Here is a 26,339-nt window from a genome sequence, read left to right as displayed (position 1 = left end):
CTGCGTGCTGCGTGAGAAGCCGGATGTAGTGATGCCCCCGCGTTGGGGCAATGCAACGCGTCACCTTCGCGTCCACCGTCCGGCCAGAAGCCCCCTCCGCACGCCCGGGGGGCGTGCGGAACCGGACGAATGGACGCGCGCTTCAGGCCCGCGACTTGGAGAAGACGATGCTCGCGCCCGTCCCCGGCACCGTCACGGTGAAGGTGCGCTCCACGGTGGCCAGGCCGTTGCCGCCGCGCGCCGCCAGCTCCAGGAAGAACGCGCCCGAGGCCTTCAGGTGGAAGGACTGCGCCCACGACTGGGACAGCGCCTTGAACGCGTCCTTGAAGACGGAGGACGAGCGCTGCTCGCTGTTGCGCAGGTCCAGCAGCCCCGCGCGCAGGTCGCGCCACTTGGACACGGTGCCGGGGTTCTTCTGGATGACCTCCGCGAACGTGAGCATGCCGTTGCCCAGCTGCCCCTCGGTGTGCGCGAAGTGCCCGACGAGCGGGTTGTTCTTCAGGTTCGCGGCGGCCGTCCTCGCGGCGTCCGCGGCGGACCAGTTCTGCTCCAGGTACGCCTTCCACAGGGGCTCGTAGACGGACTCGCGCACGGCGGGCCGGTCGCGGCACGGCACGCCGTACCAGGGCAGGGCCCGGGCCAGCGCGCGGGAGAAGGCGGAGTGGGCGTCCGGGTCCGCCGCGTGGGCGATGACGTCTCGCAGCGTCCGGTTGTCCAGCTTCAGCTCCACGCGCGTTTCAATCTCCTTGCCGCCCGCCGCGTCGCGGATGCGCTTGAGGACCTCCTCCTCCTCGGCGTCGTCCAGCGCGCCCCAGATGATGGCTTCGTCCACGGCCTGGCGCAGGTCGTCGCCCGACAGCTTGCGCGCGTCGTGGGCCAGCAGCAGGTACAGGCCCAGGTCGAAGTCCGACACGGTGGGCGACTTGCGGAACTCCCCCATGTCCGCCTTGAAGTCCGCGGTCCAGTGCATGTACGGCGTGAGCAGCGCGCCGCTGTAGCTGCGCACGCCCAGGAACGAGATGCGCTGGGGCGCTTCCTTCTCCAGGCTGTTGCGCTGCACCACCTGGGTGAGCTCGCGCGTGTCATTGCCGCCCAACGCCCACTTGCCCAGCTTCAGGGAGAAGCCCCAGGCCTTCGACTCCTTGTTGACCTCCTTCAGCAGGCACTGCTCCAGCGCCATGCCTTCGGACTGCATGCGCTGCATCGCGCTGTCCATCCGCCCCGACACCAGCAGCGGGTGCAGGGCGCGGGCCTGGGCGTCGGTGCACACGGTGGACAGGAGCGTGGTCTGCTCGCGCAGGCGCAGGTATTCGTAGCGGAAGCCCAGCTCGAACTTGGACTCGGCCAGGGCCTGGATGCGCGCGCGCACGTCCGTGCGGAGCTTCTCCCACTGCGTGCGCAGCGCCGTGGTGTTGGCCTCCAGCTCCTGGAAGCCCAGCCGGTCCAGGATGATGCGCAGCACCTTCGTCTCGTTCTCCGACAGGGTGTGCGCTTCCAGCTTCGTCATCAGGGATTCGAACTGGGACAGCGGCACCGACAGGAGCCCTTCGAGGACGTGCTCCACCTGGGTGACGACGGCGGCCGGGTCGGTGAGGCTCGCCTCCACATGGATGCTGGCGGTCACGCCCGCTTCACGCGCCACCACCTTCTTCACCTGCACGCGCACCTGGCCCGCGGCGGGACGGGAGAAGATGACGGCGTAGTCGTCCACCACCTTCACCTTGGCGGACACGGTGGCGCCCGCCTTGGCCTCGAAGGCGAGCATGGTGCTGGCGGACAGCAGCTTCGTCAGCGTCTGGAGGTTGGAGGTGTAGACGTCCGTCCAGTCCAGCGTCGCGGTGACGGACAGCTCGCCGCGCGCCTGGAAGGCGATGGCGTCACCCACGCCCAGCTTGTCCAGCGACGAGGTGAGCAGGGGCAGCCGCAGGTTGGGCGCGTCCTCCTTCAGCGCGGCGCGAGCGTTCGTGTCCTGCGTGTGCCGGTGGTAGTCCGCCAGCAGCACGCGCACGTCGCCGTTGGCCGCGAGCGCCACGTAGGGCAGCGGGAAGCCGACCTCCGCCTTCACGCGCGCCTCCACGCCGTACTTGAGCCACGCCTGGTCGCCGTCGAAGACGAGCGCCGGAGCCAGCTGTGTCGCCGGGTCGCCGGGTTTCTCTCCCACCACGCCCGCGGCGTCCACGTCCGCGGGGGCGTCATAGCCTTCCACGAAGCCGCGCGCCGACACGTCGAACGCGAACGTCAGGGGGCCCAGCTTCTCCCCGGCGGGCAGCGCGTAGCTGGCGGTCGGCAATTCCACGCGGATGTCCGAACCCTTGAGGGGCGCATCCGGCAGCACCTTCGACACTTCGTCCAGCAGCGCGAGCTTCCACGACATGACGGCTCCCTCCCACGACGTCCACGGAAAGGCCGCATCGTACATCGACGCCCTGACGTGGGAGGCCGGACAATGAAGCGGGCGCAGGCGACCCACCAGGGAGGCGCCCGCGCCCGCTGTGCTGGAGGCGCACCGCGCGGACGGGGCCGGCAGTCGGACCCGTTCGGAAGACCGCGGCCCGGGGAGGCCCGCTCCAGCCGCGCGGCGGAAACCTGTCCGACAGTCGGACCGGTTTGGACAACCCCTCAGGCGGGGCGGCTCAGGGGAGCATCTGGCGGGTCAGGGCACGTCGTGGACCTGCTGGAGCGCGGGCGCTCCATCCGCCTTCACGACCAGCGGGTCGGGCATCAGGCCCTGCACGCACGAATGGATCTGGGCCTCGGTCTCGTCCACGGGCTTCAGCATCAGCGACGCCGTCCGGGTGGGGAGCGCGCGCGGCCACTGGCCCTTCTCGGCGCGGGCCACGTCGACCTCCACCAGGGCCATGAGGGCCTCGGAGCGCAGCTCGCGCAGGGCGAGCGCTTCCACGTCCTCGGGCGACAGGCGCACCGACGGGGACTCCGCGTGCCGGAAGTATTCCTCGCCCTTGAGGGTCTCCAGGTCCGCCAACGAGCGGCGCCGCTCCTCGGCCGGTTGATCCGCCACGGCCATCAAGCGGTCCGCGTCCTCCACCCACTGACGCCACTGGAGCCGGCGCGACAGGGCTCCGGGAAGCGCGGGCGCGTCGAACCACGTGGGCGGGAGTTCGGCGCGAGCTTCGTCGGAGAGCAGGTCGCGGAAGGCGTGGAGCTGCGCGGCGACAGCCTCTTCGTGCAGCGTCAGGGACACCGGCGGGAAGCCTTCATGCAGCCGGGTGAGCTGCGAGAGGGCCTGGCGCTTTCTGCCCAGGGACGCCGCGTCGAGCGCATCCGCGCAGGCCCGCCACGTGCGGCCGTAGCCGTTCGCGGACAGCCGCTGTCCCACGAGCCCGCCCCCCAGGGCCAGCTCCCGGCTGAGCGCGAGCGTGTCCACGCACGTGTCCACCGCCTGGTCCGCGTCACCGCGCGAGACGAGCAGCCGCGTCTCCAGCGCCGCCGCGTCCACCACGTGGCGCAGGGCCTGGAGCAGCGCGTCCCGTCCCGACACCTCCGGGCCGGACAGCGGTCGCAGGTCTTCCGGGAGGCCACCGGACTCCGCGTGGGTGGCGGCGAGCACCTGCCGCATCAGCGGACGAGCGTGCTCCAGGGCTTCACGTCTGGTAGCGGGAAGGTCCATCACCGGAGTGCGCCCTTCCGTCACCGCCTCGAGGGTCGCGGCCTCCGCCGCGCTGAGGGCCGACGCTTCACGGGCCTGCTGGATGAGCGCGGGCAGCAGCGACGCCACGGCCTCTCCGAACGTGCCGGGCTGCGTGGCGGTGACGTGCGCCGGGCGCGGGTGTGTCGCGTGCGTCAGCGTGTTGACCTCGCGCAGGAGCCGTTCCTCCAGCGCGTCGGTGCGCAGGTGCTGGTACGCCAGCGCCCCAACGCTCACGAGGACGGACAGGGACACGCCTCCCATGAGGGCGGGGAGGGGGCGCTTCAGGGGCATCAGGAAGGGACTCCAGGAGGGGGGCCCAAAATGTCGCACGAAACGCCAGAGCCCCACATCCACCCTGGAAGCGGAGCCGTTGTCCGTCGAGCATGAGGCCTCGTCCTCCAGGTCATGGCGCCTGTCAGCTCTGCTACCGGCCAGGCATGCCAAGGGGAGGGCGCGTGACCCGCGCGTCACTCCACGTGACGCGCGCCGCTCAGGGAGACGCGGTGGTTTCGGGTGGGACGCTCCGGGACACGCCCAACCGGCGCAGCAGCAGGTCCGCCAGGTCGCGGGCCTGGGAGCGGATCTCCGGCACGGCGGTGGTCTCCCACAGGTCCCCCCGGCGCGTCGGACCCAGCGTGAAGAGGTGGGCCGACGGCTGACCGCGCGCGTCCAGCACCGCGCCATCGGCCGCCGTCGCCAGCCCCATGCCCAGCGAGTCCGCGCGCGCCTGTCCCGCCTCCAGCAGGCCGCGGAGGACGGGCTGGCTGCGCGAGGCCGGGTTCGACTCGGGGCCGGTGCAGTTGATGACGTGCTGCACGCGCAGCACCTGGGGCTCGCGCTCGCCCCGGGGACGCAAGCGGACCGCCACCGCGTCCGGCTCCAGCTCGAAGCCGAGCACGCGGCTCGCGTGGAGCACCAGCCGCCCTTCGCGCCGCCACACGTCCATCGCGTCGTGGATCTCCGGCGCCATGCGGTGGCGGTGCACCTCCCAGTACGCCCGCAGGTGGCGCAGGAACCGCCGCCGCTCCGGCTCCGACAGCCGCTGCCACAAGGGCGTCGTCACCGGCCGCAGCGCATCCACCGCCGCGCGCCAGTCCGCGCCCGCGGCGGCCTGCGCATCGACCTCCTGGCGCATCGTGCGCAGCACGTCGCGGATCCGCAGCGTGCTGAATGGCACCACGCCCTCCGCCGAAGGGGACGCGGCCTGCGTGGCGGTCTCCGCGTCGCGACAGCGGTCCATCTCCCGGCGCACCGACCGCAGCAGCTCGCGGATGCGCAGGGGCTCCGCCGCGGCGGGCGTCTTCGCTCCGTGCGCGCGGTGCGGGTGCGGCAGCAGGCCGTGCCGGGACAGCGCGTGCACCGTGCCCTGGTAGCCGCGCTCGCCCAGCGACAGCACCGTGTCCACCATGGTGAGCGCCGTGCCGATGAGCAGCACCGGGTCCCCGGAACCAATGCCCTCCAGCGCCCCACCCATCCACGGCGAGCGGTGGTAGCGAGGGCTCGCATAGAGCCCCCCGTCCGGCACGCGCAGGTCCGCGGGCAGGGCGTTGCCCAGCGCCAGCACCACGCTGCGCGCCTCCATGCTCTGGCCGCTCGCGAGCGACACCTTCACGCCGTCCGGGGTCTCCTCCACCGCCGTCACCTCGTCGCGCGGCGTCTCCAACTGGACGCCCGGCGCGGCCCGCGCGGCGGTCTCCTTCAGCACCGTCTCCAGGTACTGGCCAAAGCGGCGGCGCTCGGCGAACGCGGACGGCGGCGTGTCCGGCGCCTCCACGCGCAGCCAGCGCAGGAAGTGCTCCGGGTCCTCCACCCAGGCGCTCATGCGGCCGGCCGGCACGTTGAGCAGGTGGCGCGCGCTGGTGGTCGAGTACGCGACCCCCCGTCCCAGGCGCTCCCCCCGCTCCACGAGGGCCACGCGCAGGGGCGAACGGGCGCCCCGCAAGAGACAGGCCGCCAGCAGCGTTCCGCTGGCGCCCGCGCCGATGATGATCACGTCCTGCCGGGAGTTCACCGCTCGATTCTAGGGCCGGCCCTCCCGGATGCCATCCCTCCCAGGTGTCGTCACCCGCGCGGACTGTCCGTCGGCCCACGGCCGTTGGCCTTCCGGGACCCCCTGGGACGTCGGGGCCCGGCGGACCTCAAAGCGCCTGCCGCGCCTCGGGCACCGCGGGGACGGAAGGCGCGGGGGGAGCAACCGCCAGCCGCTCCCCGATGCGCGTCAGCCCCTCGCCAGCGCGGGCACGGGCATGCACCAGCGGATAGTCCGGGAACGCCGTGCCGAACCACCGGTCCAGCACCACGGTGTAGAGGCCGTAGTGCCCCTGATAGCGAGCATGGTGCAGTGCGTGAAACGTGGGGGTGAAGAAGACGCGGCCCACCCAGGACGTCACGAAGCGCCGGGGCAGCCACTCCGTGTTGCCGTGCCCGAAGGCGTTGAGCACGTAGTTGGTCAGCATGTAGGCCAGGATGCCCACCTGCGTGCCCGGCATCAGGTGCAGGGCCGCGAAGTGCAGTCCGAGCCCGCCCCCCGTCAGCACCACCCGCTCCACCATGGAGAACGACAGCGCGGTGAGCGGCTCCGTCACCTGCGCCACGTGGTGCTGCGCGTGGAAGCGGTAGAAGCGCGGCAGGTGCATCAGCCGGTGCGTCACGTAGAACCACACCTCGAAGCCCACGAACATCCACGCGTACGACCAGAGCGCGGTGGACAGGCTGAACGGCGCCAGCAGGGGACCGGTGAAGTACCGGAAGCCGGCGATGATCACCGCGTCCGTCAACAACACGCCCACCGCGGAGAGCAGCTCGCTGCGCAGCTGCCCCTTGGCCAGCTCCCGCCGGTACACCCGGAAGCGCTCCGCCATCCGCGTGCGCCACACGAGCCACCCGACCGTCACCGTCAGCAGCTTGATGACACCGGAGATCAGCAGGACCAGCAGGAACAGCACCGGCAGGGATGGATTCAGCGGCAGCATCACGGACCTCGCGAAGGCCAGCACACCCCCGGGCCATGCATGCCCGGATACCCCCTTGATAGTGGTGGCCCGGGTCCATTGTCAAATCTGACAATAGCGACATGTGCGTTGAACGGCGGGGCGTGGTGGCTAGGATGGGCCGCGATGGCACCCAGGCGTCCCCAGGGCCGGGCTCCGGCCCGGCGCACCTCCGCTCCCCGTCGTCCCGCGAAGCCCGCCGCGCCCCGGAAGCGGCGCACGCCGGAGGAGGCGCGCGAGGCCATCCTCCAGGCCGCCGAGCCGCTGCTCGTGGAGCAGGGGCCGGACCGGGTGGGGCTGCAGGCGGTGGCGAAGGCGGCGGGGGTGAGCCACGCGCTCGTCACGCACTACTTCGGCACCTACGAGGCCCTGGTGCGCGAGGTGCTCCTGCGCCGCAACGAGCTGCTGGCGGCGTCCTTCCGGGAGCAGCTGCTCGCGGCGGACACGCCCCCCGGCGCGGGGGAGCTGCTCGAGCGCTTCTTCACCGTGGTCCAGCAGGGACAGCACGGCCGCCTGATGGCGTGGGCCCTGCTCACCGGCCGCGCTGAACACATGCCGCTGGCGCGAGCCCAGGGCCTGCGGCTGCTGGCGGACGCGCTGGAGTTCCAGGCGGGCCGCGTGGCGGAAGCGCAGGGCCTGCCGCCGCCGTCACGCGACACGGTGGACATGACGCTGCTCGTGGCGCTGTGCGCGTCGCAGTGGTTCATGCTCGCGCGGGAGGTGCTCCTGCCCGTGCTGGGCCGCCCCGTGGACGCGGCGTCGGACGCGCGCTTCCGCGAGGTGCTCGGCGGGATGCTCCAGCGGTCGATGGGCGTGAAGCCTCCCGGCGGAGGCTGAAAAGCGCTTCAGGTCCAGTCGGCCTGCGAGCGCGGCGACTGCACGAAGGCGCCCGCCACCGGCAGGGACACGCTGAAGACGCTGCCCCGGCCGGGCGCGCTCTCCATGGTCAGCGTGCCGCCCAGCGAGGTGACGATGCCATGGCACACCGCGAGCCCCAGCCCCGTGCCCACGCCCAGCGGCTTGGTGGTGAAGAAGGGGTCGAAGATGCGCTCGCGGTGCTCGGGCGCGATGCCGCAGCCGGTGTCGCGCACCTCCACCAGCACGTGGCCGGGCTCCCCGGGGCGCGCCACCACGCGCACCTCGTTGCCCTCCGCGTTCCCCGGTGAGATGGACTGCGCCGCGTTGAGCAGCAGGTTCAAGAACACCTGGCCCAGCCGCGAACCGTTGCCCTGCACCGGCGGCACGCCGTCGCACTCCACCACCAGCCGCGCGCGGTGCCGCAGCTCGTGCATGGCCATCTTCGCCGCCGTGCGCACCACCGCGGCCAGTTCCGCGGGCCCGCTGCCCACGTCCTCCGCGCGCGACAGCGTCTGCAGGTCGCGCACGATGAGCCGGATGCGCTCCGCGCCGTCGCGCGTCTCCGCCAGCGCTTCCAATATCTCCTGCCGGTCCTGCTCCGACAGGCGCTCCTTCTGCTGCAGCTCCTGGTGGATGTACTCCAGGTTGCTCAGGATGAAGGCCAGCGGGTTGTTGATTTCATGGCCCACGCCCGCCGCGATGCGCCCCAGCGCGATGAGCCGGTCCGCGAAGAGCAGCTGGGCCTGTGTCGCGTGCAGCTGCTCCAGGCTGCTGGACAGCTTCGCGTTGGCGGCCTCCAGCGCCGCGGTGCGCTCGCGCACCGTCTCCTCCAGCAGCCGGTTGTCCGCGCAGGGGGTCTCCACGGTGCACCGGGCCTTGGGGCCCAGGCGCTCGAAGGCCTGGCGGAGCGTGCCCCGCCGCCGCGTCATCGCCGCCAAACGCCCGACCTTCGCTCTTACCGTCATCGCGGCCCGCTCCACCCACGTCCATCCGCGGCCGTCACCGCTCCTCGTGGCGGTGGTCCCTGCTCCCGGGCCCGGCCTGTGGAAGGCCATCCAACACCGCCGCCCCGTGCCCGGCAAGGTGCGCGCGAGTACGTGATGACGTCGGGCGGACACCGCCCGGATTCACGTCCCGGCTGTGATTTTCCACTGGGGGATTCGGGCGCGCGGGAGGAACACACCGCACGCCCGGAGGCTTCTGGACACGCGGCCCTGGGGGAGGCCGTTTCATGCCCAGCGCACTTCACCGTCGGTTCAACAGGTGCGTCTTCTTCAGGCGCCACAGTCCGCGCGGCAGCTGTCCGCCGTGTTGCCGGAGCCCGCGTGTTCGGTGAACTGGCACACGCCGTCGCCGCAGCGGAACAGCTCCGTCGGCTGCACGCGCGTGGTGATGGTCGGGTACGTCTTCCCGTTGTACGTGCACTGCGTGTAGTAGGGCTTGCTCGGGTCGGGCTTCGTGCAGAACTGCGAGCAGCTGCCGATGTTGGTGACCGGCGCACAGTTGTCCGCCTTCAGCGTGAGGCTGCACGCGCGCGTGGAGCTCTCCGCCGCGGTGAAGTCGCGATCACGCCCCGCGAACACCCCCTCGGTCGTGAAGAGGTTGCCGAAGAAGCACCCCTCCTTCGCGCTGAACTGCGACAGCTCCTCGGCGGAGTAGGGAATCTCCGTCCCAGCCGCCGTGCGGCCCAGCGCGGACAGCGCGATGTGCAGGCCGTACTTGTTCACGTGCGCCGCCAGGCACGCGCTCACCACCTGTTGCTCCGTCACCGTCGCGGCGCTGCCCGCCGACCAGCCCGGCGCCAGCCCCAGGCCGCCCTGCCACGTGTACTTCACGCCCGTGACCGTGGACTGGAAGGTGCGCGTCTGGCCCGCGGGCACCGCGCACTTCACGATGTACGACATCAACGTCGGCGCGTCGGCCACGTTCTGGTTGAACCAGTCGTTGAAGGACGCGGTGGCCAGCCCGTTGACCGTCATTCCGTTGACCGTCATTCCGTTGACGGTCATCCCGTTGACGGTCATGCCGTTGACCGTCATGCCGTTGTCCACCTGCTGTGCCTGATCCACCGACGATGCCCAGTCGGCCTCCAGCGTGGCGTCTTCCGCCATCGCGCCACCGCAACCCACGAGGGCGATGAGTGCCCCCGTCAGCAGCAACGACGTCAGGGGTTTGCGTGGCGTGTTCCGGTTCCACCACTCGCTGCATCCACTTCCAGGCCGAAAACCAGGGGTGAGGCGCATATAGGGGGCTCCCGCTCGGGGGTCGTCGGAGGTCCGACTTCCAGGATGTCAGGCAGTCCAGGCTTTCAGCTAGAAAGGTGCTGAAACTGTCAGACAGGGGAATCGTGACGGATTCAGGATCGGAAATAAATACGTCTTCGTCAAAAAATTATGGTGTGGGTCCAATTCTTACGGAGCCAGACGTATGCCTGTGAAGGGTTTGGAACCACAGACCTGAGGTGGGTGCGGCAGGGGGAGGAGGAGGAACGGGGACAGCGGGGACGGCTCACTGCGGAGGAGGACTGTCGAGGAACTGCGCCGCGGGACGGGTGACGGCGAAGCCACCCGGCTCCCTTATGTTCCAGGTTGCCACATGCGTGACGGGGCCGCCTACCACCTCGGTCTCGCCGGAATCGCCGCGGATCTCCGCCTCGCCCTGGTGGAGACAGAGGTGGACGCGGGCGTGGGCGGCTTCGGCCAGACACTGGGCTTCCGCGTGCAGTTCGCGCAGGGGCTGGAGGCCGTGGGCGGGTGACGTGCCGGTGACCAGGGGCCGCACGCCCAGCAGCGTGGTGCCGGTCTGGAGCGCCAGGATGAAGCCCTCGGCGCGCAGGCCCTGCTCCAGCGTGTCCATGACGGTGGCGAGCGCGGCGTAGGTGGTGTCGTCGTCCATGTCCGCGTCGGGGAGCACCACCTCCGCGTTCACGGCCAGCACGAGGCGCGTCTGGCCCTCCACCTGGTTGGGCTCTTCCACGGCTTCGCGCAGGGCGGTGAGGAAGGCGTTCACGCTGGGGTAGCGGTGGGTGGCGTCCTTGTTCAGGCACCGGAGCACCACCGCGTCCACGGCCGGGGACACCGGGACCTTCACGCTGGGGCGCGGAGGCGGGGCCTCCAGGTGCATGCGCTCCAGCTCCAGCCGATCCTCGGACTGGAAGGGGTAGCGGCCGGTGAGCAGCTGGTACAGGAGCACGCCCAGCGCGTACACGTCCGTGGGCGGCCCGATGCTGCCTCCGCGGAACTGCTCGGGCGCCATGGCGTGCGCGGTGCCCAGCCGCTGGCCGGCGGTGGTGAGGCCCTCCTGGCCGGGCTCCTGCTGGATGAGCTTGGCGATGCCGAAGTCCAACAGCTTCAGCCGGGGCTTCTCCCCCTCCTCCACGACCAGGATGTTGCTGGACTTCAGGTCGCGGTGGACGACGCCCGCGCGGTGCGCCGCCTCCAGCGCGCCGCAGATGGGCTCCAGGTACGCCAGCGCGCGGGGCGCGGACAGCCGCCCGCGCTCCTGCACCACCTGGCTCAGCGTGCGCCCCGACAACAGCTCCATCACGTAGTAGGGGCTGCCGTCCGGCATCAGCCCGAAGTCGTAGACGTCCACGATGTTCGGGTGGTGGATCTGATTGACGACCCGCGCCTCGCGCACGAAGCGCTGGAGCATCTCCCCCTGGTCCGCCAGGTGCGAGTGCAGCACCTTCACCGCGGCGTGCCGTCCCAGGATGCGGTGCTCCGCCTCGTAGACGCTGCCGTGGCCTCCGGCGGCCAGCATGGACTTGAGCACGTACTCACCCGCCAGGGTGCCCGGCCCGCGCTCGGGTCGTGTGGGTGTTTCGTGCGCCTTGTCCGTGGCGTTCGCGGCCGCGCGCGCCTGGATGCGGAAGGTGCTCTCGGAGTCCGCCGCCATGAATACTTCGCACCCTACCATCCAAGGGGTGGGTCGCGGGTACCCGTGCCTGGTTGGCTGCCCCGCCTGCTTGTCTGCCAGTTCACCAGGAGTCACGCCTCCCATCCTGAAGGGGGTGGGGACGTTCATTGGAAGCCGTTGGGGTATGGTTGCGGTCCGGGCCAAGACTTCGGGCCCATACGGAGCGCGGCGTCATGCACGACAGGCGGCGAGGACACTGCCGTCCCGAGCGCAGGGGAACGCCAGGGGGCTTGCATACATGATGACGTTGGTGGACGAGCTCACGACCTGCGCGGGCCAGTCGGTGACGGCCCCGTCTTCGACCGGGGCGTGCCTCATCCTCATCAGCACCACGACGCCGGCGGCCATTGGCAAGGCGTACCGGTTGGAGCCGGGCGAGCACGTCATCGGGCGCGGCTCGGAGGCGGAGGTGCGCATCGACGACCACGGGGTGTCGCGCAAGCACGCGCGCATCCAGCGCAAGCCGGACGGCTCGTGCCTCGTCACCGACCTGGAGTCCACCAACGGCACGTTCCTCAACGGGCTGCCGGTGTCCACCGCGGAGCTGCAGGAGGGCGACCGGCTCCAGGTGGGGACGGTGACGGTGTTCCGCTTCTCCCGGCGCGAGGTGCTGGAGCAGCGCGAGGAGCAGCTGCGGCAGGCGCTGTCCGCCGCGCGCGTGGGCATCTGGGACTGGAGCGCGAAGAGCGGGCAGGTGACGTGGAGCGAGCACGTGGACCGGCTCCTGGGCCTCGCGGTGGGCAAGCTGTCCGGCCGCGCCATGGACCTGGCGGAGGTGGTGCACCCGGCGGATCTGCCCCGGCTGCGCGCGGGGCTGGCCACGGCGCTCCAGCAGCGCTCGCAGGTGGACGTGGAGTACCGCATCGAGCCCTCGGGCAGCGGCTACCGCTGGATTTCGTGCAAGGGCGACGTGCTCCTGGACGCGGCGGGGCAGCCCGCGCGGGTGACGGGCACGGTGATGGACATCACCGCGCGCAAGCAGGCGGAGCAGGAGCTGCACCGCCAGGCGCTCATCTTCGAGAGCATCTCCGACGGCGTCGTCATCACGGACCTGGCGGGCGGGGTCATCGACTGGAACACCAGCGCGGAGCGGATGTTCGGCCGCAGCCGCAAGGAGGCCATGGGGCAGACGCTCTTCAGCGTGCTGCACCCGGGTGAGCCGGACCGGCTGACGGGCGCAGTGCTCACCGCGCTGGAGGTGCACGGCCGCTGGAGCGGGGAATTGGAGTTCCGCCGCGCGGACGGCATGGCGTGCGTCTGCGAGTCCGTGGTGGTGCCGCTGCGCGACGCCGAAGGGCGCATCATCGCGAACATCATGGTGCACCGCGACCTGAGCGAGCGCCGGCAGCTCCAGGCGCGGCTGGTGGTGGCGGACCGGCTGGCCAGCGTGGGCACGCTGGGCGCGGGCGTGGCGCATGAAATCAACAACCCGCTGGCGTACATGCTGGTGAACCTGCACCTCATCCGCGAGGGGTTGGACAAGCTGGAGGCGCAAGGCGCGCCGTCGGAGCCGGTGGCCTCCATCCAGCAGCTGGTGCGCGAGACGACGGAGGGCGCGGAGCGGATCGCGACCATCGTGCGGGACCTGAAGGTGTTCGCGCGGGGCGAACAGGAGTCGCGCCCCATGCCGGTGGACGTGCGCCGCTCGGTGGAGCTGGCGTGCAAGATGGCGGACAACGTCATCCGCCACCGCGCGCGGCTCGTCACGGAGTTCGAACCGGTGCCCGCGGTGGAGGCGAGCGAGGCGCGGCTGTGCCAGGTGTTCCTCAACCTGCTGCTCAACGCGGCGCAGGCGATTCCGGAGGATCCGTCCTCCGTCACCGAGCATGAGATCCGCGCCATCATCCGTCCGGGCGAACCGGGCAAGGTGGTGGTGGAGGTGCGCGACACCGGCGTGGGCATGACGCCGGAGGTGCTGGGGCGCATCTTCGATCCGTTCTTCACCACCAAGGCGGTGGGCGTGGGCACGGGGCTGGGGCTGTCCATCTGCCACGGCATCGTGGAGTCCATGGGTGGCTCCATCCACGCGGAGAGCACGCCGGGGCAGGGCAGCACCTTCCGCGTGGTGCTGCGGTCGGCGGCGCACGAGGTGGACCTCTACCCGCGGCTGTCGGCGACGGCGACGCCGGGGGCGCGGGCGCGCATCCTGGTGGTGGATGACGAGCCCAACGTGACGGTGGCGCTGCAGCGCTCGCTGGCCACGGAGCACGAGGTGTCCACGGCGAACAGCGCGCAGGCGGCGCTGCGGCTGGTGAACGAGGGCGGCCGCTTCGACCTCATCCTCTGCGACGTGATGATGCCGGGGATGACGGGCATGGACCTGTACTTCGAGCTGGGGCGCTCGGCGCCGGAGCAGGCGGGGCGCATGGTGTTCATGACGGGCGGGGCGTTCACCCCGCGCACGACGTCGTTCCTGCGCGACGTGCCGAACCTCAAGCTGAGCAAGCCGCTGGACCTGGCGCAGCTGCGCGAACTGGTCGGCCGCTCGGCGGAGGCGTCTCGATGAGCGCCTCCTCCGGTCACCCCACCGCTCCTTCCGAGGCCGCGGCGGGGCCGGAGGATCCGGTGCCCGTGACGGCGACGGGGCTGGGGCTCGCGGGGGCGGCGGCGCCGGAAGGCCGGGAGTGGACGGTCCGGTCGCTGGGGATGGGGCTGGTCATTGGCGCGATGCTGGCCGTCACCAACCTCTACATGGGGTTGAAGACGGGCTTGTGGGACTCGGGCTCCATCACCGCGGCGGTGCTGGGGTTCAGCGCGCTGGCGCCCTATGGGCGCAGGCGGGGCGTGCCCTACACGCCGCTGGAGAACAACCTCACGCAGACGACCGCGGCGGCGGTGGGCGCGATGCCCGCCTCGGCGGGGTTGATCGCCGCCATCCCGGCGCTGGCCCTGCTGGGCACGGGTGTCCCGGGCTGGGGCATCGCGTCCTGGGGGCTGGTGCTGGGCGTGGTGGGTGTGCTGGTGGCGGGGCTCTTGCGGCGGCGTCTGGTGGAGCAGGAGGCCCTGCCGTTTCCCACGGGCATCGCCACCGCGGAGTTGATCTCCGCGCTGCACGCGGCCACGCCTTCGGAGGCGCAAGGCACGCGGGCTGGCAGGGGCCGGACGTTGGTGGGCGCCGGGGTGGTGGCGATGGTGCTCACGTGGATGCGCGATTCGCGCGGCTGGCTGCCGGGGATGGTGGCGCTGCCGGGCCGCGTGGGCGGCGTCTCGCTGGAGTCCCTGACGTGGGGCGTGGGGGTGAGCCCCATGCTGCTGGCGGTGGGGATGATGACGGGCCCGCAGCTGGCGTTGAGCATGCTGCTGGGGTCGGCGCTGGCGTGGGGCGTGCTCGCGTCGTGGCTCCTGGACACGGGTCTGGTGGCGGGCGTGGGGTACGAGCCGCTGTCCTCGTGGCTGATCTGGCCCGGCGTGGGGTTGATGGTGGGCGGGGCGGTGGTGTCGCTGCTGGCGCAGGCGCGGGACTTCCTGGGCGCGGCGAAGGACCTGCGTTCGGTGGGCGTGGGCTGGGGAGGGCTGCCCCGGTGGAGCCTGGGCCTGGCGGTGGTGGCGTGCGTGCTGGCGGTGGTGCTGGGCGGGGTGCTGTTCGGGCTGGGCGTGCCGTCGATGCTGCTGGTGCTCGCGCTGCTGGTGCCGCTGTGCGCGGTGTGCGCGCGAGGCGCGGGGCAGACGGACGTGTCGCCGGTGGGGCAGGTGGGCAACCTCACGCAGGTCATCTTCGGCGGGGTGCGGCCCGGAGAGTTGTCGCCCAACGTGGCGGCGGGTTCGGTGGTGGCGGGCGCGGCGGCGCAGACGGGCGTGAGCCTGTGGTCGTTGAAGGCAGGGCACCTGCTGGGCGCGTCGGCCTCCCGACAGCTCGCCGCGCAGCTGGTGGGCGTGGCGGTGGGCGCGGTGGTGGCGGTGCCGGCCTACCTGCTGCTGGTGGACGCGTACGGACTGGGGACGGCGGCGTTGCCGGCGCCCTCGGCGGCGCAGTTCCGGGCCGTGGCGGAGGTGTCCGTGCGAGGCCTGGCGGGCCTGCCGCTCCACGCGGGCTGGGCCGCGCTGGTGGGCTTCGCGGTGGGCGCGCTGTCGACGCTGGCCGCGAAGAGCCGGGCGGCGCGGTGGTTGCCGTCGCCGGTGGCGATGGGCATCGGCTTCATCACCCCCGCCTACTTCGCGGTGACGCTGTGCGTGGGGGCGGGGCTGGTGACACTCGCGCGGAAGTGGCCGAAGACGACGGAAGCGCAGGAGTCCTCGCTGAGCTCTGGAGCGCTGGTGGGTGAATCGCTGATGGGGCTGATCATCGCGGCGACGGCGGCGCTCTCGCGGTCGGCGTAGCGGGGTGCGCGCTACGCGGCGGGCGTGAGGTCCCGCACGCGCGCCAGCGAGCGGCGGATGCGGTCCTCCATCAGGTTCGGCAGGTGCGCCGAGCGGGCCAGCGCTTCTCCGAGCGCGAGCATCGCCTCCGCGAAGTCGCCCCGGCGCCCGGCCGCGAGGCCCATCATCTCCAGGACTTCGAGCGGCTCCTGTTCCACGGAGACCTGGGCGGAGCGCTCCCGCAGCGCGTGCCACTCCTCCGCCGTCGCGTCCTTCGCGGCCAGCTCCACCATGGAGAAGAGCACCTCCTCCGACGGGCTCAGGTTCACGCCGTGCCGGTTGGTCGCCATCGTCCGCCGCACCTGTCCCAGCAGGTCGCGCGCCTGGTCGTACCGGCCCGTCCACGCCATGGCCCGCGCCTGGAGCAGCAGTGCCCAGGGCCGGTGCGCCACCTCCGGATGCCGGCGCTCCAGCGCGACGGCCCGCGCGATGTGCGGTGCCGCCGCTTCCGCGTCGCCCGCCTGGTAGTACAGCTCGCCCAGGTTGATTTCGCCGAAGTATTCCCAGCCCACCACGCCCAGCTCGCGCCCCAGTTGCATGAAGCGCTCCTGGTCCTTCAGCGCATTCGTCAGGTCGCGCCGAGCCACCCACAGGTTGCGGCGGTTGTTGATGGCCGAGCCCAGATGGAAGCGATCGCCGCGCTCCGTGCAGATGCTGATGAGCTCATCCAGCACCCGCTCCGCGCCGTCGATGTTGCCCATGCTCGGCAGGATGGCGACCATCAGGAGCAGCGCCACCACCAGCGTCTCGTAGCCCGCGTCGCCCAGCTTCCGCGCCCGCTCCGCCGCGGCCTCCAGCGGCATGAGCGCGTCCAGCCATTCGCCCTTGCGGAACTGCGCGCGGCCCAGCGCCAGCAGCAGCCGCGCCTGCACGTAGGGCGATGTCACGGTCTCCGTCAGGTGTTGCGCCTCCTGGGCCCGCGCCTCGCTGCGCGCGTAGTCGTTCACCCAGTCGAGCGCCACCGCCTCGTCGAGCAGCAGCTCCACCTCCGCGCGTGAATCTCCCAGCCTCCGCGCCCCCGCGCGCGCGATGGCGAAGTCCGTGAGCGAGTCCTCGTACCGGCCAATGCGGTAGCGCATCAGGCCCCGGCCCCGCAGCGCCGTGAGTCTGCGCAGCTCGTCCTCGGGCTCGATGAGCTCCAGGGCGCGCGTGTACATGGCCTCCGCGTCGAGGTACGCGTGGCGGCCGCGCGCGGACTCCGCCAGGTCGATGGTCAGCGCCGCCGCCTCGTCGCGCAGGCCCGCCGCCGCCGCGTGCAGCGCGAGCCGGGCCAGCCGCTGGCGCTCCTGCGCGCCCGCCGGGCTCAGGTAGTGGCGGTACGCGGCGTGGTGGATGCGCGCCTTCTCCTCCGCCGGCAGGCTCGCGACCACGGCCTCGCGCACCAGTTCGTTGCGGAAGCTCAGCCCTTCCAGCCGGTGCTCCACCAGCAGCCCCAGGTCCAGGAGCCGCCGCGTCGCATGCCCCACGTCCAGCGGGAAATGCGCCGCGGCTCCGTCGCGCTCCAGCTCGCGCACCACGCCGTCCGCCGCCGTGGCGGTGAAGGTCGCGCCCAGGAGCGCGCACAGCCGGGCATGCGCGGCGAGGGCCGGAGGCAGCGCGCCCAGTTCGCGGTCCGCCAGCCACTCCACCAGCCGCAGCTCCGGCACGCGGTCCAGCTCGTCCGTGACGAGGTACCAGTTGCCGCCCGGAGAGCGCTGCCGCACCAGCCCCTGGCGCTTGAGGCCGCGCACCAGCTCCACCAGGAACAGGGGCACGCGCTGCGCGCGCTCCACGATGCGCTCCACCGCCTGCGCGGGCACGTTCTCCACCGGCTTGAGCAGCGTGCGGCACAGGGCATGCGCGTCGCCCGGAGTCAGGCTGGACAGGGGCAGGTCCAACTGGCTGGCGGCGCGGGTGCCCCACGCCGGACGGCTCTGCTCGAAGCCCGGGCGCACCAGCACGCAGACCCACAGGGGCACGCGCGTCTCCGCGAGCGCCGCGTACTCCAGGGCGTCCAGCGCGGGCTCCTCCGCGAAGTGCGCGTCGTCCACGATGAGGCACAGGGGCCGTTCGCGGGCGCTCGCCGCCAGCAGCTCACCGGTGGCGCGCATGGCCAGCGAGCGCAGCGCGCCCGGGGCCGCGGCCCAGCTCTGCAGCTCCGGCCCGCCCGGCGCATACCACCCGAGCGTCGCGGCCACGCCCGGCCACAGCTCCATGCCCAGCTGGGTCCCCAGCCGGTCGAGGATGGCGGTGCGGCCGTCCTCCTGCGTGTCGGTGTCGTCGCGGTCGAAGCCGTGCAGCGCCATGCGCAGCAGCGAGCGCAGCGTGCCTTCCGGATCGCCCTGCACGGGCTCGCGCGAGCGCATGGAGTAGACGCGCGCGTGCGGCAGCAAGGCCCTCAGCCGCAGGCCCAGCGTGGAGGACAGGTGGCTCTTGCCGTGGCCCCGGTCGCCGCGCACGGTGACGATGGTGGGCGCCGCGTCCGACACCGCGGCGCGGGCGCTCTCCATCAGCTGCTCCAGCTCCACGTCGCGGCCCACCAGCATCGCGCTGCTCAGCTGCAGCACGGTGACGTCCGGCCGGGGCGCGGCGCCCGAGGGCGCGGGGCGCATCAACCCGGAGCGTCCAGGCACCGGCAGACACGGCACCTCCGGGACGGCCTCCGCGGCGTAGGTGGAGAGCAGGGGGCCGCGCAGCTCCGGGACGTGGGTGTAGCGGTCCTCGCGCGCGAAGATGGCGCCCAGGTAGCGGGGCGCGCCATCGCGGCGGCGCTGCACGGTGACGGTGGCCACGTCCACGAGCGCGGCCGGGGCGAGTCCCCGCTCCGCCAGGCCTTCCGCGGCGCGCAGTGCGCGGCGCACGGGGTTCTCTCCCACGTCCGGGTCGAAGACGCCGGCGAAGCGCTCGCCGTCGGCGAAGGCCATGTGGCCTCCGTAGGCGGCCAGGGCCTTCTGCACCGCCACGGGATTCGCGCGAGAGGAGGTGAACAGCACCGCCACCGAGCGGCGCGTCTGGGCGGGACGAACCTCGGGCAGCAGGGTGAGCCGGGGCGCGGGCTGCACCGCGGATTGGCCCGCGTGGTCCAGCGCCGCGCGCAGTGCCTGGGCCACGGCGGCGGCGTCGCGGGGACGGCGCGCGGGCTCCTTGGCCAGACAGCGCAGCACGACCTCCTCCACGGGCGGCGCCACCGGGGCGTACTCCGAAGGAGGCGGCGGCCGGAGCGACAGGTGCGCCTGCATCACCTCCGGGAGCGAGCCGAAGAACGGCGGCCGGCCGGTGATGAGCTCGTAGAGGATGATGCCCAGCGCGTACACGTCCGTGCGCGCATCGAGGACCGCGTGGCCTGCGCACTGCTCGGGCGCCATGTATTCGGCGGTGCCGGCGAAGGAGGACGTTTCGTCGGGAGTGCCGTCGTCCGCGAGCACGTCGGGCGCCGGACGTTGCACCAGGCCGAAGTCGAAGACGCGGGCGCGATGGTGGGCGTCGTCCAGGAAGACGTGCTCGGGCTTGAGGTCGCAGTGCACCAGCCCGTGCGAATGCACGACGGCCACCGCCTCCAGGAGCGCGTTGGCGCGCGGCGCGAACTCCTGCGGCGACATGGGGCCGGACACCTGCGCCAGCCAGTCCGCCATCGTGGGCAGCGGCACGTACTCCATGGCGACGAAGCGCTGGCCACCGGGCAGGGTGCCCGTGGCGTGGAGGGCGGGCACGGTGGGGGGCCCGATGGCGCGCAGGGCCTCCGCCTCGCGGGCGAGCTGCGCCTCCGCGAGCGCGATGCCGGGCCGCGCCAGCTTCAGCGCGATGCGTTCGCCCTCGGTGCCATCCGGGGCGCGCTTGTGCGCGGTCAGCAGCACGCCGAAGCCGCCGCGCGCGATGACCTTCTCGCAGCGGTAGCCCGGAACGTCGGGCACGACGAGCGAAGCATCGGACGGCGGAGCGGTGGGAGGCAGGACGCCGGGCGGGCACGGCGTGTGGGAGCCCTCCCAACGCCGCCCGCATGTGAGGCAGCGCGGCACGGCCGCGACTCTATGCCAGCGCCGCTGTGATTTCCGAACCTCTGGGCTCGGTCATTCGACGGACACGTGAAGCATCCGTCAGAAGACCCTCCATGCCCGGAGGGCTTCCAGGCGCCACATCATGTGAACCGCGTGACACCGGACATCCGAGGCAGGCAGCGGGTCAGCGGGTCGCCCGCGCACCGGCTGCGTCATTTCGCACCGCGTTGCGGTCAGGATGTCAGGACTCCCTGCTAGCCCTGTTCAACAGGAGGAACAGGCATGAAAGGGATTCATGTGCCGCGCGGCAGGGAAGGGGTCCGTCGAGCGTGGCTGTGCCTGGTGCTCGTTTGGGGCCTGGTGGGTTGCGCGGGGGGACGCGCCCGTTCGTTGCCGGTGGGGATGCACGGCTATGCGCGCTACCACAGCGCCTCGCCCACGCCGTGGGGCGGCGAGGCTCCGGTGCGCCTGCCGCAAGGAACGGTGCTCATCGGGAGTTCGGAGGAGCGGACGCGACAGGCGGTGGAGCTGGGCCTGCTGGAGGTGGACGCGTTCGAAAAGCTGCTGCTGCGCGCCGGGCTGGAGGACCTGGAGGAGCTGCCGGTCCGCCGCAATCCCTTCACACCCGACGACGCGGCCGAGGTGCTGAACCGGTTGATGGAGAAGCCGGTGACCTTCGGCGCCTATCCGCCCCGCATGGCGGCGGGGTTGCTGCTGCGCGAGGTGCTGGAGGCTGGCGAGGTGTCCCGCGAGGAGCTGGTTCACCGCATGGAGCGGTTCGTCCGGGAGCAGGTGGCGGTGCTGCGGCCGGACGGGTACCTGGCCTGGGCGTTGGATGGGCGCACGCAGCAGAAGGTGGCGCCCGTGCAGTGGAAGGACGGGGCCTTTCGCGCGGGCAACTTCGAGCTGGGGCGTTTCTACAGCGGCAGGGGCGGTGTCTTCCGTCACGTCGATGCGCAGCTGCGAGCCGCGGACTGGCGGCCGCTCGCGGAGGTGTACGACGACGCGGACGTCATCAGCCGCTCACTGGATGGCGCGGAGGACGCGTTCGTGGAGCTGTACCACGGCATGGGACAGCTGCTGTCCCATCCCACGGACAGCATCGCGGGCCTGCGCCATCTCCCGGAAGGCGTGGTGACCCTCATTGATTCATCGCCCGCGTACTGGGAGCGCTTCCGCTCCATGACCGGGGGCGAGCAGATCCGCGAAGCCGCGCGGCTGACCACGAACGTCCTCATGTTGTGGGGCACGGCTTCAGCGACGACGCGCACGTTGGCGCGAGCAACGGCGGGCGTGGAGGCCACGGTGCCCGTTCTCGCGGTGTCCGCGGAGGGCGTGCTGGGCGTGGAGCGCATCGCGGTGCCCGTAGGGCGCGCGGCGGCGGTGCTGAGCGGAGGGCCCGGCGCGGCCATCATCCTGCAGAAGGCGAACGTGGCGTCGGCTCCCGACGAGCCAGGGCAGTGGGGGCCCGCGAAGGAGTCGATGTCCGAACGGGCCCGGCGATACCAGGAGCAGATCTCCGGGCACTCGGCGGATGAGGCGTACTGGGTTGGTGACGTGAAGTTCGACGGGTTCCGGGACGGAGTGCTACTGGATGCCAAGGGTCCCGGCTACGCGAACAAGTTCTTCGATGACCTGGATCCGAAGAGGTGGTTCAAGTCGACGGGGGCAGAAGCACTCGCCAATCAGGCGAGACGACAGCTCAAGGCTGTTCAAGGACTGGGAACTCGCATCGAGTGGCATGTCGCCGAGGAGAAGGCCGCGAATGCCATCCACAAGTTGCTCGAAAGCAACGATATCCATGGGATTCGAATCGTGCACACTCCAGCGCGCTAAGGAGGAATCACGGTGACCGTCACGGACAGGCCCTGGACGTATCTCGAGACATATTACGCAGGCGCCTATTGGGGGGTGCGCAGGGAAGCGCCTGAAGACTGCGGGCTGCGCACCGCGAAGCTGCTGGAGCTGTTGTCCGCGTGCGACCCCTTTCTTGAGCACTGGTACAAGCCCGCACGCTCGCTCAAGGACGCTCGCAAATTCCCCATGATGCCACCGGACGTGCCGACCCTCACCGAGCTGTTTCGGCGAGGCGTCAACCGCGAGAAGGGGAAGCCGGTCATCGAGGAACTGGGCTTCCACTGCAACTTGAACAACGCAGGGGGTGACTATGACAACTCGGCTCTGAGCATCCACTGTGGGTGCTATTCCGAAGTCGTCCCCAATAGTTGCGTGCTGAGTCTGCCCACGCTTGGTCGCAGTCCGAACGCGGAGCGCGTGATCTCCGCTCCCGTGCTCACGCATGCGGTGCGCAGCATGGCCCTGGCCATGGACCCGGACTGGGCCGTGGCCGCGTCTTACGCCTACCGGAAGATGGACGAGGACAACAGGGCTGGCCCCTGGGTCGGATGGGTGACCTATTTCTCCAAGCAGCGTGGCACCGTGCCCCCACTGCCCGCGCCCGTGCGCATCGAACCGGTCGAGGACAAGGGCACCCTCATCGTCCTGACCCCGGAACGCTTCACCGTGGCCAACCCGGAACACGTGGCCCTCGCGCGGCGCGTGCGCGAACTGCTCACCCGGGCGGGGCTCCTGAACACCCGCACCCGCTGAAGAACAACGGCGCGCTCACACCCCGGCCGGTGGAGCGCGCCCACAAAGCATCACGGCCTACCGCTGCGGCACTTCAATCGCACGCAGCAGCGCCCCGTCCTGTCCAGGCACTCGCGCGCGCAAGAGCAGCGCGGACCCCGGCTCCGCGGACGTCAGGGCCTGCGCCGCCTCGGCGACGCCGGACACCTTCTGGTCACCCACCTGCGTCAGCACCATCCCAGGCATCAGTCCCGCGCGCTCCGCGGCGCTGCCGGACTCCACCGCCGCCACCTGCGCGCCGCCGCTGCCGTCCTGCGCCTCCGACAGCCGCAGGCCCAGCCGCTTCGACAAGGGCGCGGGCGTCGAATCCCGGGGCGTCATCTCCTCTTCACCCCGCTGCGTGGGCCGGGTGCCCAGCTTCACCGGCACCTCCATCGCCTGGCCGCCGCGCACCAGGCTCACCTTCACCTCGCTGCCCGGCTTGAGCAGCGCCACCGCGCGCGTCAGCGAACCCGCGGAGTCCACCGCGCGCTCGCCCACCGACGTGATGATGTCCTCCTCGCGCAGGCCTGCCTTCGCGCCCGGCCCGCCCGCGCTGACGCCAGCGACCACCGCGCCCTTCGCCGCCTCCACGCGCAGCGCGCGCGCCAGCTCCGGCGTGAGGTCCTGCACCGCCAGGCCCACCCAGCCCCGGCGCACCACGCCCGTCTCCTGGAGCTGCGGCAGGAGCGCCTGGATGAGGTTCGCCGGCACCGCGAAGCCAATGCCCGTCGCGCCGCCGATGATGGCCGTGTTCATGCCCACCACCTCGCCCTTCATGTTGAAGAGCGGGCCGCCGGAGTTGCCCGGGTTGATGGCCGCGTCCGTCTGCAGGAAGTCGTCATACGGACCCGCGTGGATGTCGCGCGCCCGGGCGGACAGGATGCCCGCGCTCACGCTCGACGCGAGCCCGAACGGATTGCCAATGGCCATCACGGGGTCACCCACGCGCAGGCCATCCGAATCCCCCAGCTTCACGAACGGCAGCTTCCCGGACACGCCCTTCAACTGGATCAGCGCCACGTCCGTGAGCGAGTCGCGGCCCAGCACCTCCGCCTCGAACGAGCGCCCGTCCTCCAGCTTCACCCGGACGGTGTCCGCGCCCTCCACCACGTGGTTGTTCGTGAGCACCAGTCCGGCCGGGTCGACGATGAAGCCCGAACCCAGCCCCTGCTTCGCGGGCGCGCCGCCTCCTTCACCGAAGGGGTTCTGTCCGCCCTGCATGCCGAAGCGCTCGGCGAGTCCGGGGGGCAGGCCCTGCATCCCACCCATCGCGGGCCGTGCGCGGGCCTGCACCTCCACGTTCACCACCGCGCCCTTCACCGTGTCCACGAGCGGCGCCAGTGACATGAGCGCGCCGGGCGAACCCGGCGTGGGAGCCGAATAGACCGCGGGCTCCACCTTCGCGCCCGAGGGCGTGGTGGCTGTCTTCAGGGACAGCGTGGGGCGTGCGGGAGGAGCCACGTCCGCTGCCGGCGTGCAGGCTCCCAGGGCAACCAGGGGCATCAGCGTGAGCGCGCGGGCAAGGCGGCGGCGGGACGGAAGCGTGCGAACCATCGTGCGTTCTCCTTGGGTGGCGGCCGGAGGCGGGCCTTCCGGACCGGAGGGAAAAGAGTCGAACCGGATGCGGTGGGCACCCTGGGAAGGAGGCAGCGGTCCCGTTCCACCAGCGACACCGGGAGCCACCGGTGGCCCAGCTGCCTGAAGGGAGCTCGTTGAGGAAGCCCCGCATCCGGTCCGACGCCGGGACTTCATTGCAGTCCGTGGGCCAACCCCCGCCGGAACCCCTTTCAGAGGGGAGCCACGCCCCGGAAGGCCCCCGGACGCGGGGCAAAGTGCCCCAACCGGGGCATTTCGCCCGGGGGCGGCGTGCCCCATGCCCCACCGCCCCTGCGCCCTCACGGCATGGCACGGCGGATGCTCATGGAGTGGGAGGTCCCCCGCGAGCGTCCCCGCCGCGGCACCTTCAACCCCTTCAGGAGTTCACGTCCATGGTGCACGAGCAGACGGAAGGGGTCGCGCGCGCCGCGGCCTGGGAAGACCCCGAATCCGAGCCCGCTCGGGCTCCGCGCATCCTGGTCGCGGATGATCAGACGGAGATGCGCACGCTCATCCGCAAGATGTTGGTGCGGCGAGGCTATGAGGTGGTGGAGGCCTCGGACGGGCCGGACCTGGTGCGCGTCCTCATTGATGGGCTGACGGCGCCGGAGTCGCGCGCGCCCGACCTCATCATCACCGACGTGCGCATGCCGGGCTTCACGGGCCTGGAGGTGCTCGCCCGGCTGCGCCGCGAGCAGTGGAACACGCCGGTCATCCTCATCACCGCCTTTGGCGACGTGCAGCTGCACCGCGAAGCCCTCCGCCTGGGGGCCGCCTGTGTGCTCAACAAGCCGTTCGACATGGATGAGCTGCGCGGCGCGGTGGAGGTGGCCCTCGCGGTGACGCGCGAGTGAAGCCGCCCCGGGTGGCGCGCTAAGGTGGCGTGGCCCGCCGTCCGTGAAGTCGTCTTGTCGCAAGGAAGCCCATGCGCCGCCTCCCCTGGTCCCTGTCGTTGTCCCTCCTGTGCCTGGCGTGCGCGCCCACGCAGCGCCAGACGCCGGACGCGGGGACTCCGGAGGCCACGCCTCGGAAGCTGGTGGCGCGCATCGTCCACACGTATCCGCACGACCCCACGGCCTTCACGCAGGGGCTCCAGTTCCACCAGGGCCAGCTCTACGAGAGCACCGGTGAGAAGGGCGACCTGCGCCGCATCTCCCTGGAGCAGGCGTCGCCCCTGTGGAAGGAGGCCCTGCCGGACGTGTTCCCGGAGGGGCTCGCGAGCGACGGGGAGCGGCTGTACCAGCTCACCTGGCAGGACGAGACGCTCTTCGTGTGGAACGGCACGCCGCCCGCGCGGGAGAAGCAGGTGTCCTACGCGGGCGAGGGCTGGGGCCTGTGCTACTGGCAGGGCCAGCTGGTGCGCAGCGACGGCACGTCCACGCTGCGCTTCCACGACCCGAAGGACTTCCGCGTGAAGTCCCAGGTGCAGGTGACGTTGCAGGGCGTGCAGCAGGAGATGCTCAACGAGTTGGAGTGCGCGGAGGACGGCGTCTACGCCAACGTCTGGCATTCCAACAACGTCCTGAAGATCGACTACGCCACCGGCCGAGTGCTGGCGGTCATCGACGCGTCGGCGCTGGCGCAGGCGGTGCGCGGGCGCGTGCACAGCTATGAAGCGGTGCTCAACGGCATCGCGCTGGAGCCCGGCACCGGCCGCCTGTTCTTCACCGGCAAGCTGTGGCCCGACCTCTTCGAGGTCACGCTGGAGCCGGCCGCCACGCCGTAGGCGCATTCCAGACAGCCCGTTTCAGGGGGCGCCGGAATCCGGCTGTCTGGAAAAGCGCCGCCGCACGGTCCGGACCACCTCCGCGTCCCAGCGCGGTGACAGCAACTCCAGCGCGGTCCGCCGGAAGGGCAGTGCGCACGCCAGACACGCCAGCGTCGCGGCCAGTGCAATGAGCGTGTTCTGCCACGAGGCCAGGTTCCACTGGCCGGACCAGGACCACGCCTCCAGGCTCCGCGGCCACAGATAGTGGATGGGCCAGCCGGGACCGCTCCCCGCCAGGTCGCACAACAGATGACCGTGGAAGGCAGCCACCGACAGCAGGGCCACGGCCGCTCGCTGGCGTGCCAGCGCCGTGCAGACCGCCAACGTGACGAGCGCTCCCACGTAGCCATGGAAAATCACGTGGTGATAACGCGAATAAGACTCTTCACCCGCCAGCAATGACAAACCATCCAAGTCCGGAGCGAGTCCCGCGCAGGTGACCAGGAGGCGGTCGCGCCGCTCGCGCAGGCCTTGCGCCAGCAGCCAGGACACTTCGGCGTGCACGATGGGATTCATGGGTGTGCACTAGCGTACGGCAGGCCAGGCCGGGGGCGAAGGTTCTGGAGGCCGTACGTTGAGAAAGTGGGGGGCAATGACTC

17 protein-coding genes are annotated in these 26,339 nt (G+C 71.6%); 7 read left to right on the top strand and 10 right to left on the bottom strand.

What is annotated here, in order from left to right; genetic code table 11:
• Positions 1-142: 142 nt before the first annotated feature.
• The 4 genes from D7X32_RS03550 to D7X32_RS03535 form a co-directional block, all read right to left on the bottom strand.
• Positions 143-2,374, bottom strand: coding sequence for a hypothetical protein (locus D7X32_RS03550; protein ID WP_120601072.1), 2,232 nt, complete (start codon positions 2,372-2,374; stop codon positions 143-145).
• 279 nt (positions 2,375-2,653) lie between these two features.
• Positions 2,654-3,940, bottom strand: a complete 1,287-nt coding sequence (locus D7X32_RS03545) for a hypothetical protein (RefSeq protein ID WP_120601071.1) — start codon at positions 3,938-3,940, stop codon at positions 2,654-2,656.
• A 199-nt stretch (positions 3,941-4,139) separates the two neighbouring features.
• Positions 4,140-5,660 (bottom strand): FAD/NAD(P)-binding protein, encoded by a 1,521-nt coding sequence (locus D7X32_RS03540; protein ID WP_120601070.1) that lies wholly within the window; start codon positions 5,658-5,660, stop codon positions 4,140-4,142.
• A 127-nt stretch (positions 5,661-5,787) separates the two neighbouring features.
• A complete protein-coding gene (locus tag D7X32_RS03535) occupies positions 5,788-6,621 on the bottom strand; it encodes a sterol desaturase family protein (protein WP_120601107.1) in 834 nt (277 codons plus the stop codon).
• 144 nt (positions 6,622-6,765) lie between these two features.
• On the opposite strand from D7X32_RS03535, the gene D7X32_RS03530 reads away from it, so the two are divergent.
• On the top strand, positions 6,766-7,476 hold the full coding sequence (locus D7X32_RS03530) for a TetR/AcrR family transcriptional regulator (RefSeq protein WP_120601069.1): 711 nt from the start codon (positions 6,766-6,768) through the stop codon (positions 7,474-7,476).
• Positions 7,477-7,484: 8 nt separating this feature from the next.
• Here the strand turns inward: D7X32_RS03530 and D7X32_RS03525 are convergent, their stop codons facing one another.
• The 3 genes from D7X32_RS03525 to D7X32_RS03515 all read right to left on the bottom strand — a co-directional run bounded on the left by D7X32_RS03525 (position 7,485) and on the right by D7X32_RS03515 (position 11,394).
• The gene (locus D7X32_RS03525; RefSeq protein ID WP_120601068.1) at positions 7,485-8,462 is read right to left on the bottom strand and encodes a sensor histidine kinase; all 978 of its coding nucleotides are present in this window, start codon (positions 8,460-8,462) and stop codon (positions 7,485-7,487) included.
• A 309-nt stretch (positions 8,463-8,771) separates the two neighbouring features.
• Positions 8,772-9,608 (bottom strand): hypothetical protein, encoded by an 837-nt coding sequence (locus D7X32_RS03520; protein WP_244238826.1) that lies wholly within the window; start codon positions 9,606-9,608, stop codon positions 8,772-8,774.
• Between the two features lie 397 nt (positions 9,609-10,005).
• Positions 10,006-11,394, bottom strand: coding sequence for a serine/threonine-protein kinase (locus D7X32_RS03515; protein ID WP_120601067.1), 1,389 nt, complete (start codon positions 11,392-11,394; stop codon positions 10,006-10,008).
• Positions 11,395-11,656: 262 nt separating this feature from the next.
• Here D7X32_RS03515 and D7X32_RS03510 point away from each other — a divergent pair, with 262 nt between their 5' ends.
• A complete protein-coding gene (locus tag D7X32_RS03510) occupies positions 11,657-13,921 on the top strand; it encodes a serine histidine kinase EspA (protein WP_167506432.1) in 2,265 nt (754 codons plus the stop codon).
• Positions 13,918-15,732: an OPT/YSL family transporter gene (locus D7X32_RS03505; protein ID WP_120601065.1), complete on the top strand. Its 1,815-nt coding sequence runs from the start codon at positions 13,918-13,920 to the stop codon at positions 15,730-15,732. The genes D7X32_RS03510 and D7X32_RS03505 overlap by 4 nt, the downstream gene beginning before the upstream one ends.
• Positions 15,733-15,743: 11 nt before the next feature.
• Here D7X32_RS03505 and D7X32_RS03500 read toward each other — a convergent pair whose 3' ends face one another.
• Positions 15,744-19,661 (bottom strand): serine/threonine-protein kinase, encoded by a 3,918-nt coding sequence (locus D7X32_RS03500; protein ID WP_171446596.1) that lies wholly within the window; start codon positions 19,659-19,661, stop codon positions 15,744-15,746.
• A gap of 366 nt (positions 19,662-20,027) precedes the next feature.
• Here D7X32_RS03500 and D7X32_RS47445 point away from each other — a divergent pair, with 366 nt between their 5' ends.
• The gene (locus D7X32_RS47445; RefSeq protein WP_279635557.1) at positions 20,028-21,581 is read left to right on the top strand and encodes a Tox-REase-5 domain-containing protein; all 1,554 of its coding nucleotides are present in this window, start codon (positions 20,028-20,030) and stop codon (positions 21,579-21,581) included.
• 12 nt (positions 21,582-21,593) lie between these two features.
• The gene (locus D7X32_RS03490; RefSeq protein WP_120601062.1) at positions 21,594-22,355 is read left to right on the top strand and encodes an immunity 52 family protein; all 762 of its coding nucleotides are present in this window, start codon (positions 21,594-21,596) and stop codon (positions 22,353-22,355) included.
• Between the two features lie 57 nt (positions 22,356-22,412).
• Here the strand turns inward: D7X32_RS03490 and D7X32_RS03485 are convergent, their stop codons facing one another.
• A complete protein-coding gene (locus D7X32_RS03485; protein ID WP_120601061.1) occupies positions 22,413-23,930 on the bottom strand; it encodes a Do family serine endopeptidase in 1,518 nt (505 codons plus the stop codon).
• Positions 23,931-24,364: 434 nt separating this feature from the next.
• On the opposite strand from D7X32_RS03485, the gene D7X32_RS03480 reads away from it, so the two are divergent.
• Positions 24,365-24,826 (top strand): response regulator, encoded by a 462-nt coding sequence (locus D7X32_RS03480; protein ID WP_120601060.1) that lies wholly within the window; start codon positions 24,365-24,367, stop codon positions 24,824-24,826.
• 71 nt (positions 24,827-24,897) lie between these two features.
• On the top strand, positions 24,898-25,698 hold the full coding sequence (locus D7X32_RS03475; protein WP_120601059.1) for a glutaminyl-peptide cyclotransferase: 801 nt from the start codon (positions 24,898-24,900) through the stop codon (positions 25,696-25,698).
• A gap of 21 nt (positions 25,699-25,719) precedes the next feature.
• Here D7X32_RS03475 and D7X32_RS03470 read toward each other — a convergent pair whose 3' ends face one another.
• Positions 25,720-26,256, bottom strand: coding sequence for a metal-dependent hydrolase (locus D7X32_RS03470; protein ID WP_120601058.1), 537 nt, complete (start codon positions 26,254-26,256; stop codon positions 25,720-25,722).
• Between the last annotated feature and the right edge of the window lie 83 nt (positions 26,257-26,339).

This window comes from Corallococcus carmarthensis (assembly GCF_003611695.1).
Taxonomy (GTDB): domain Bacteria; phylum Myxococcota; class Myxococcia; order Myxococcales; family Myxococcaceae; genus Corallococcus; species Corallococcus carmarthensis.
This window is presented reverse-complemented; position numbering and strand designations above follow the sequence as displayed.

What these genes read in the sequence shown, in the direction of transcription:
- D7X32_RS03475 (WP_120601059.1), top strand. Translation starts at nt 24,898, where the DNA reads ATGCGCCGCCTCCCCTGGTCCCTGTCGTTGTCCCTCCTGTGCCTGGCG.
- D7X32_RS03515 (WP_120601067.1), bottom strand. Translation starts at nt 11,394, where the DNA reads ATGGCGGCGGACTCCGAGAGCACCTTCCGCATCCAGGCGCGCGCGGCC.
- D7X32_RS03550 (WP_120601072.1), bottom strand. Translation starts at nt 2,374, where the DNA reads ATGTCGTGGAAGCTCGCGCTGCTGGACGAAGTGTCGAAGGTGCTGCCG.
- D7X32_RS47445 (WP_279635557.1), top strand. Translation starts at nt 20,028, where the DNA reads ATGAAAGGGATTCATGTGCCGCGCGGCAGGGAAGGGGTCCGTCGAGCG.
- D7X32_RS03480 (WP_120601060.1), top strand. Translation starts at nt 24,365, where the DNA reads ATGGTGCACGAGCAGACGGAAGGGGTCGCGCGCGCCGCGGCCTGGGAA.
- D7X32_RS03510 (WP_167506432.1), top strand. Translation starts at nt 11,657, where the DNA reads ATGACGTTGGTGGACGAGCTCACGACCTGCGCGGGCCAGTCGGTGACG.
- D7X32_RS03485 (WP_120601061.1), bottom strand. Translation starts at nt 23,930, where the DNA reads ATGGTTCGCACGCTTCCGTCCCGCCGCCGCCTTGCCCGCGCGCTCACG.
- D7X32_RS03530 (WP_120601069.1), top strand. Translation starts at nt 6,766, where the DNA reads ATGGCACCCAGGCGTCCCCAGGGCCGGGCTCCGGCCCGGCGCACCTCC.
- D7X32_RS03545 (WP_120601071.1), bottom strand. Translation starts at nt 3,940, where the DNA reads ATGCCCCTGAAGCGCCCCCTCCCCGCCCTCATGGGAGGCGTGTCCCTG.
- D7X32_RS03520 (WP_244238826.1), bottom strand. Translation starts at nt 9,608, where the DNA reads ATGGCGGAAGACGCCACGCTGGAGGCCGACTGGGCATCGTCGGTGGAT.
- D7X32_RS03535 (WP_120601107.1), bottom strand. Translation starts at nt 6,621, where the DNA reads ATGCTGCCGCTGAATCCATCCCTGCCGGTGCTGTTCCTGCTGGTCCTG.
- D7X32_RS03470 (WP_120601058.1), bottom strand. Translation starts at nt 26,256, where the DNA reads ATGAATCCCATCGTGCACGCCGAAGTGTCCTGGCTGCTGGCGCAAGGC.
- D7X32_RS03505 (WP_120601065.1), top strand. Translation starts at nt 13,918, where the DNA reads ATGAGCGCCTCCTCCGGTCACCCCACCGCTCCTTCCGAGGCCGCGGCG.
- D7X32_RS03525 (WP_120601068.1), bottom strand. Translation starts at nt 8,462, where the DNA reads ATGACGGTAAGAGCGAAGGTCGGGCGTTTGGCGGCGATGACGCGGCGG.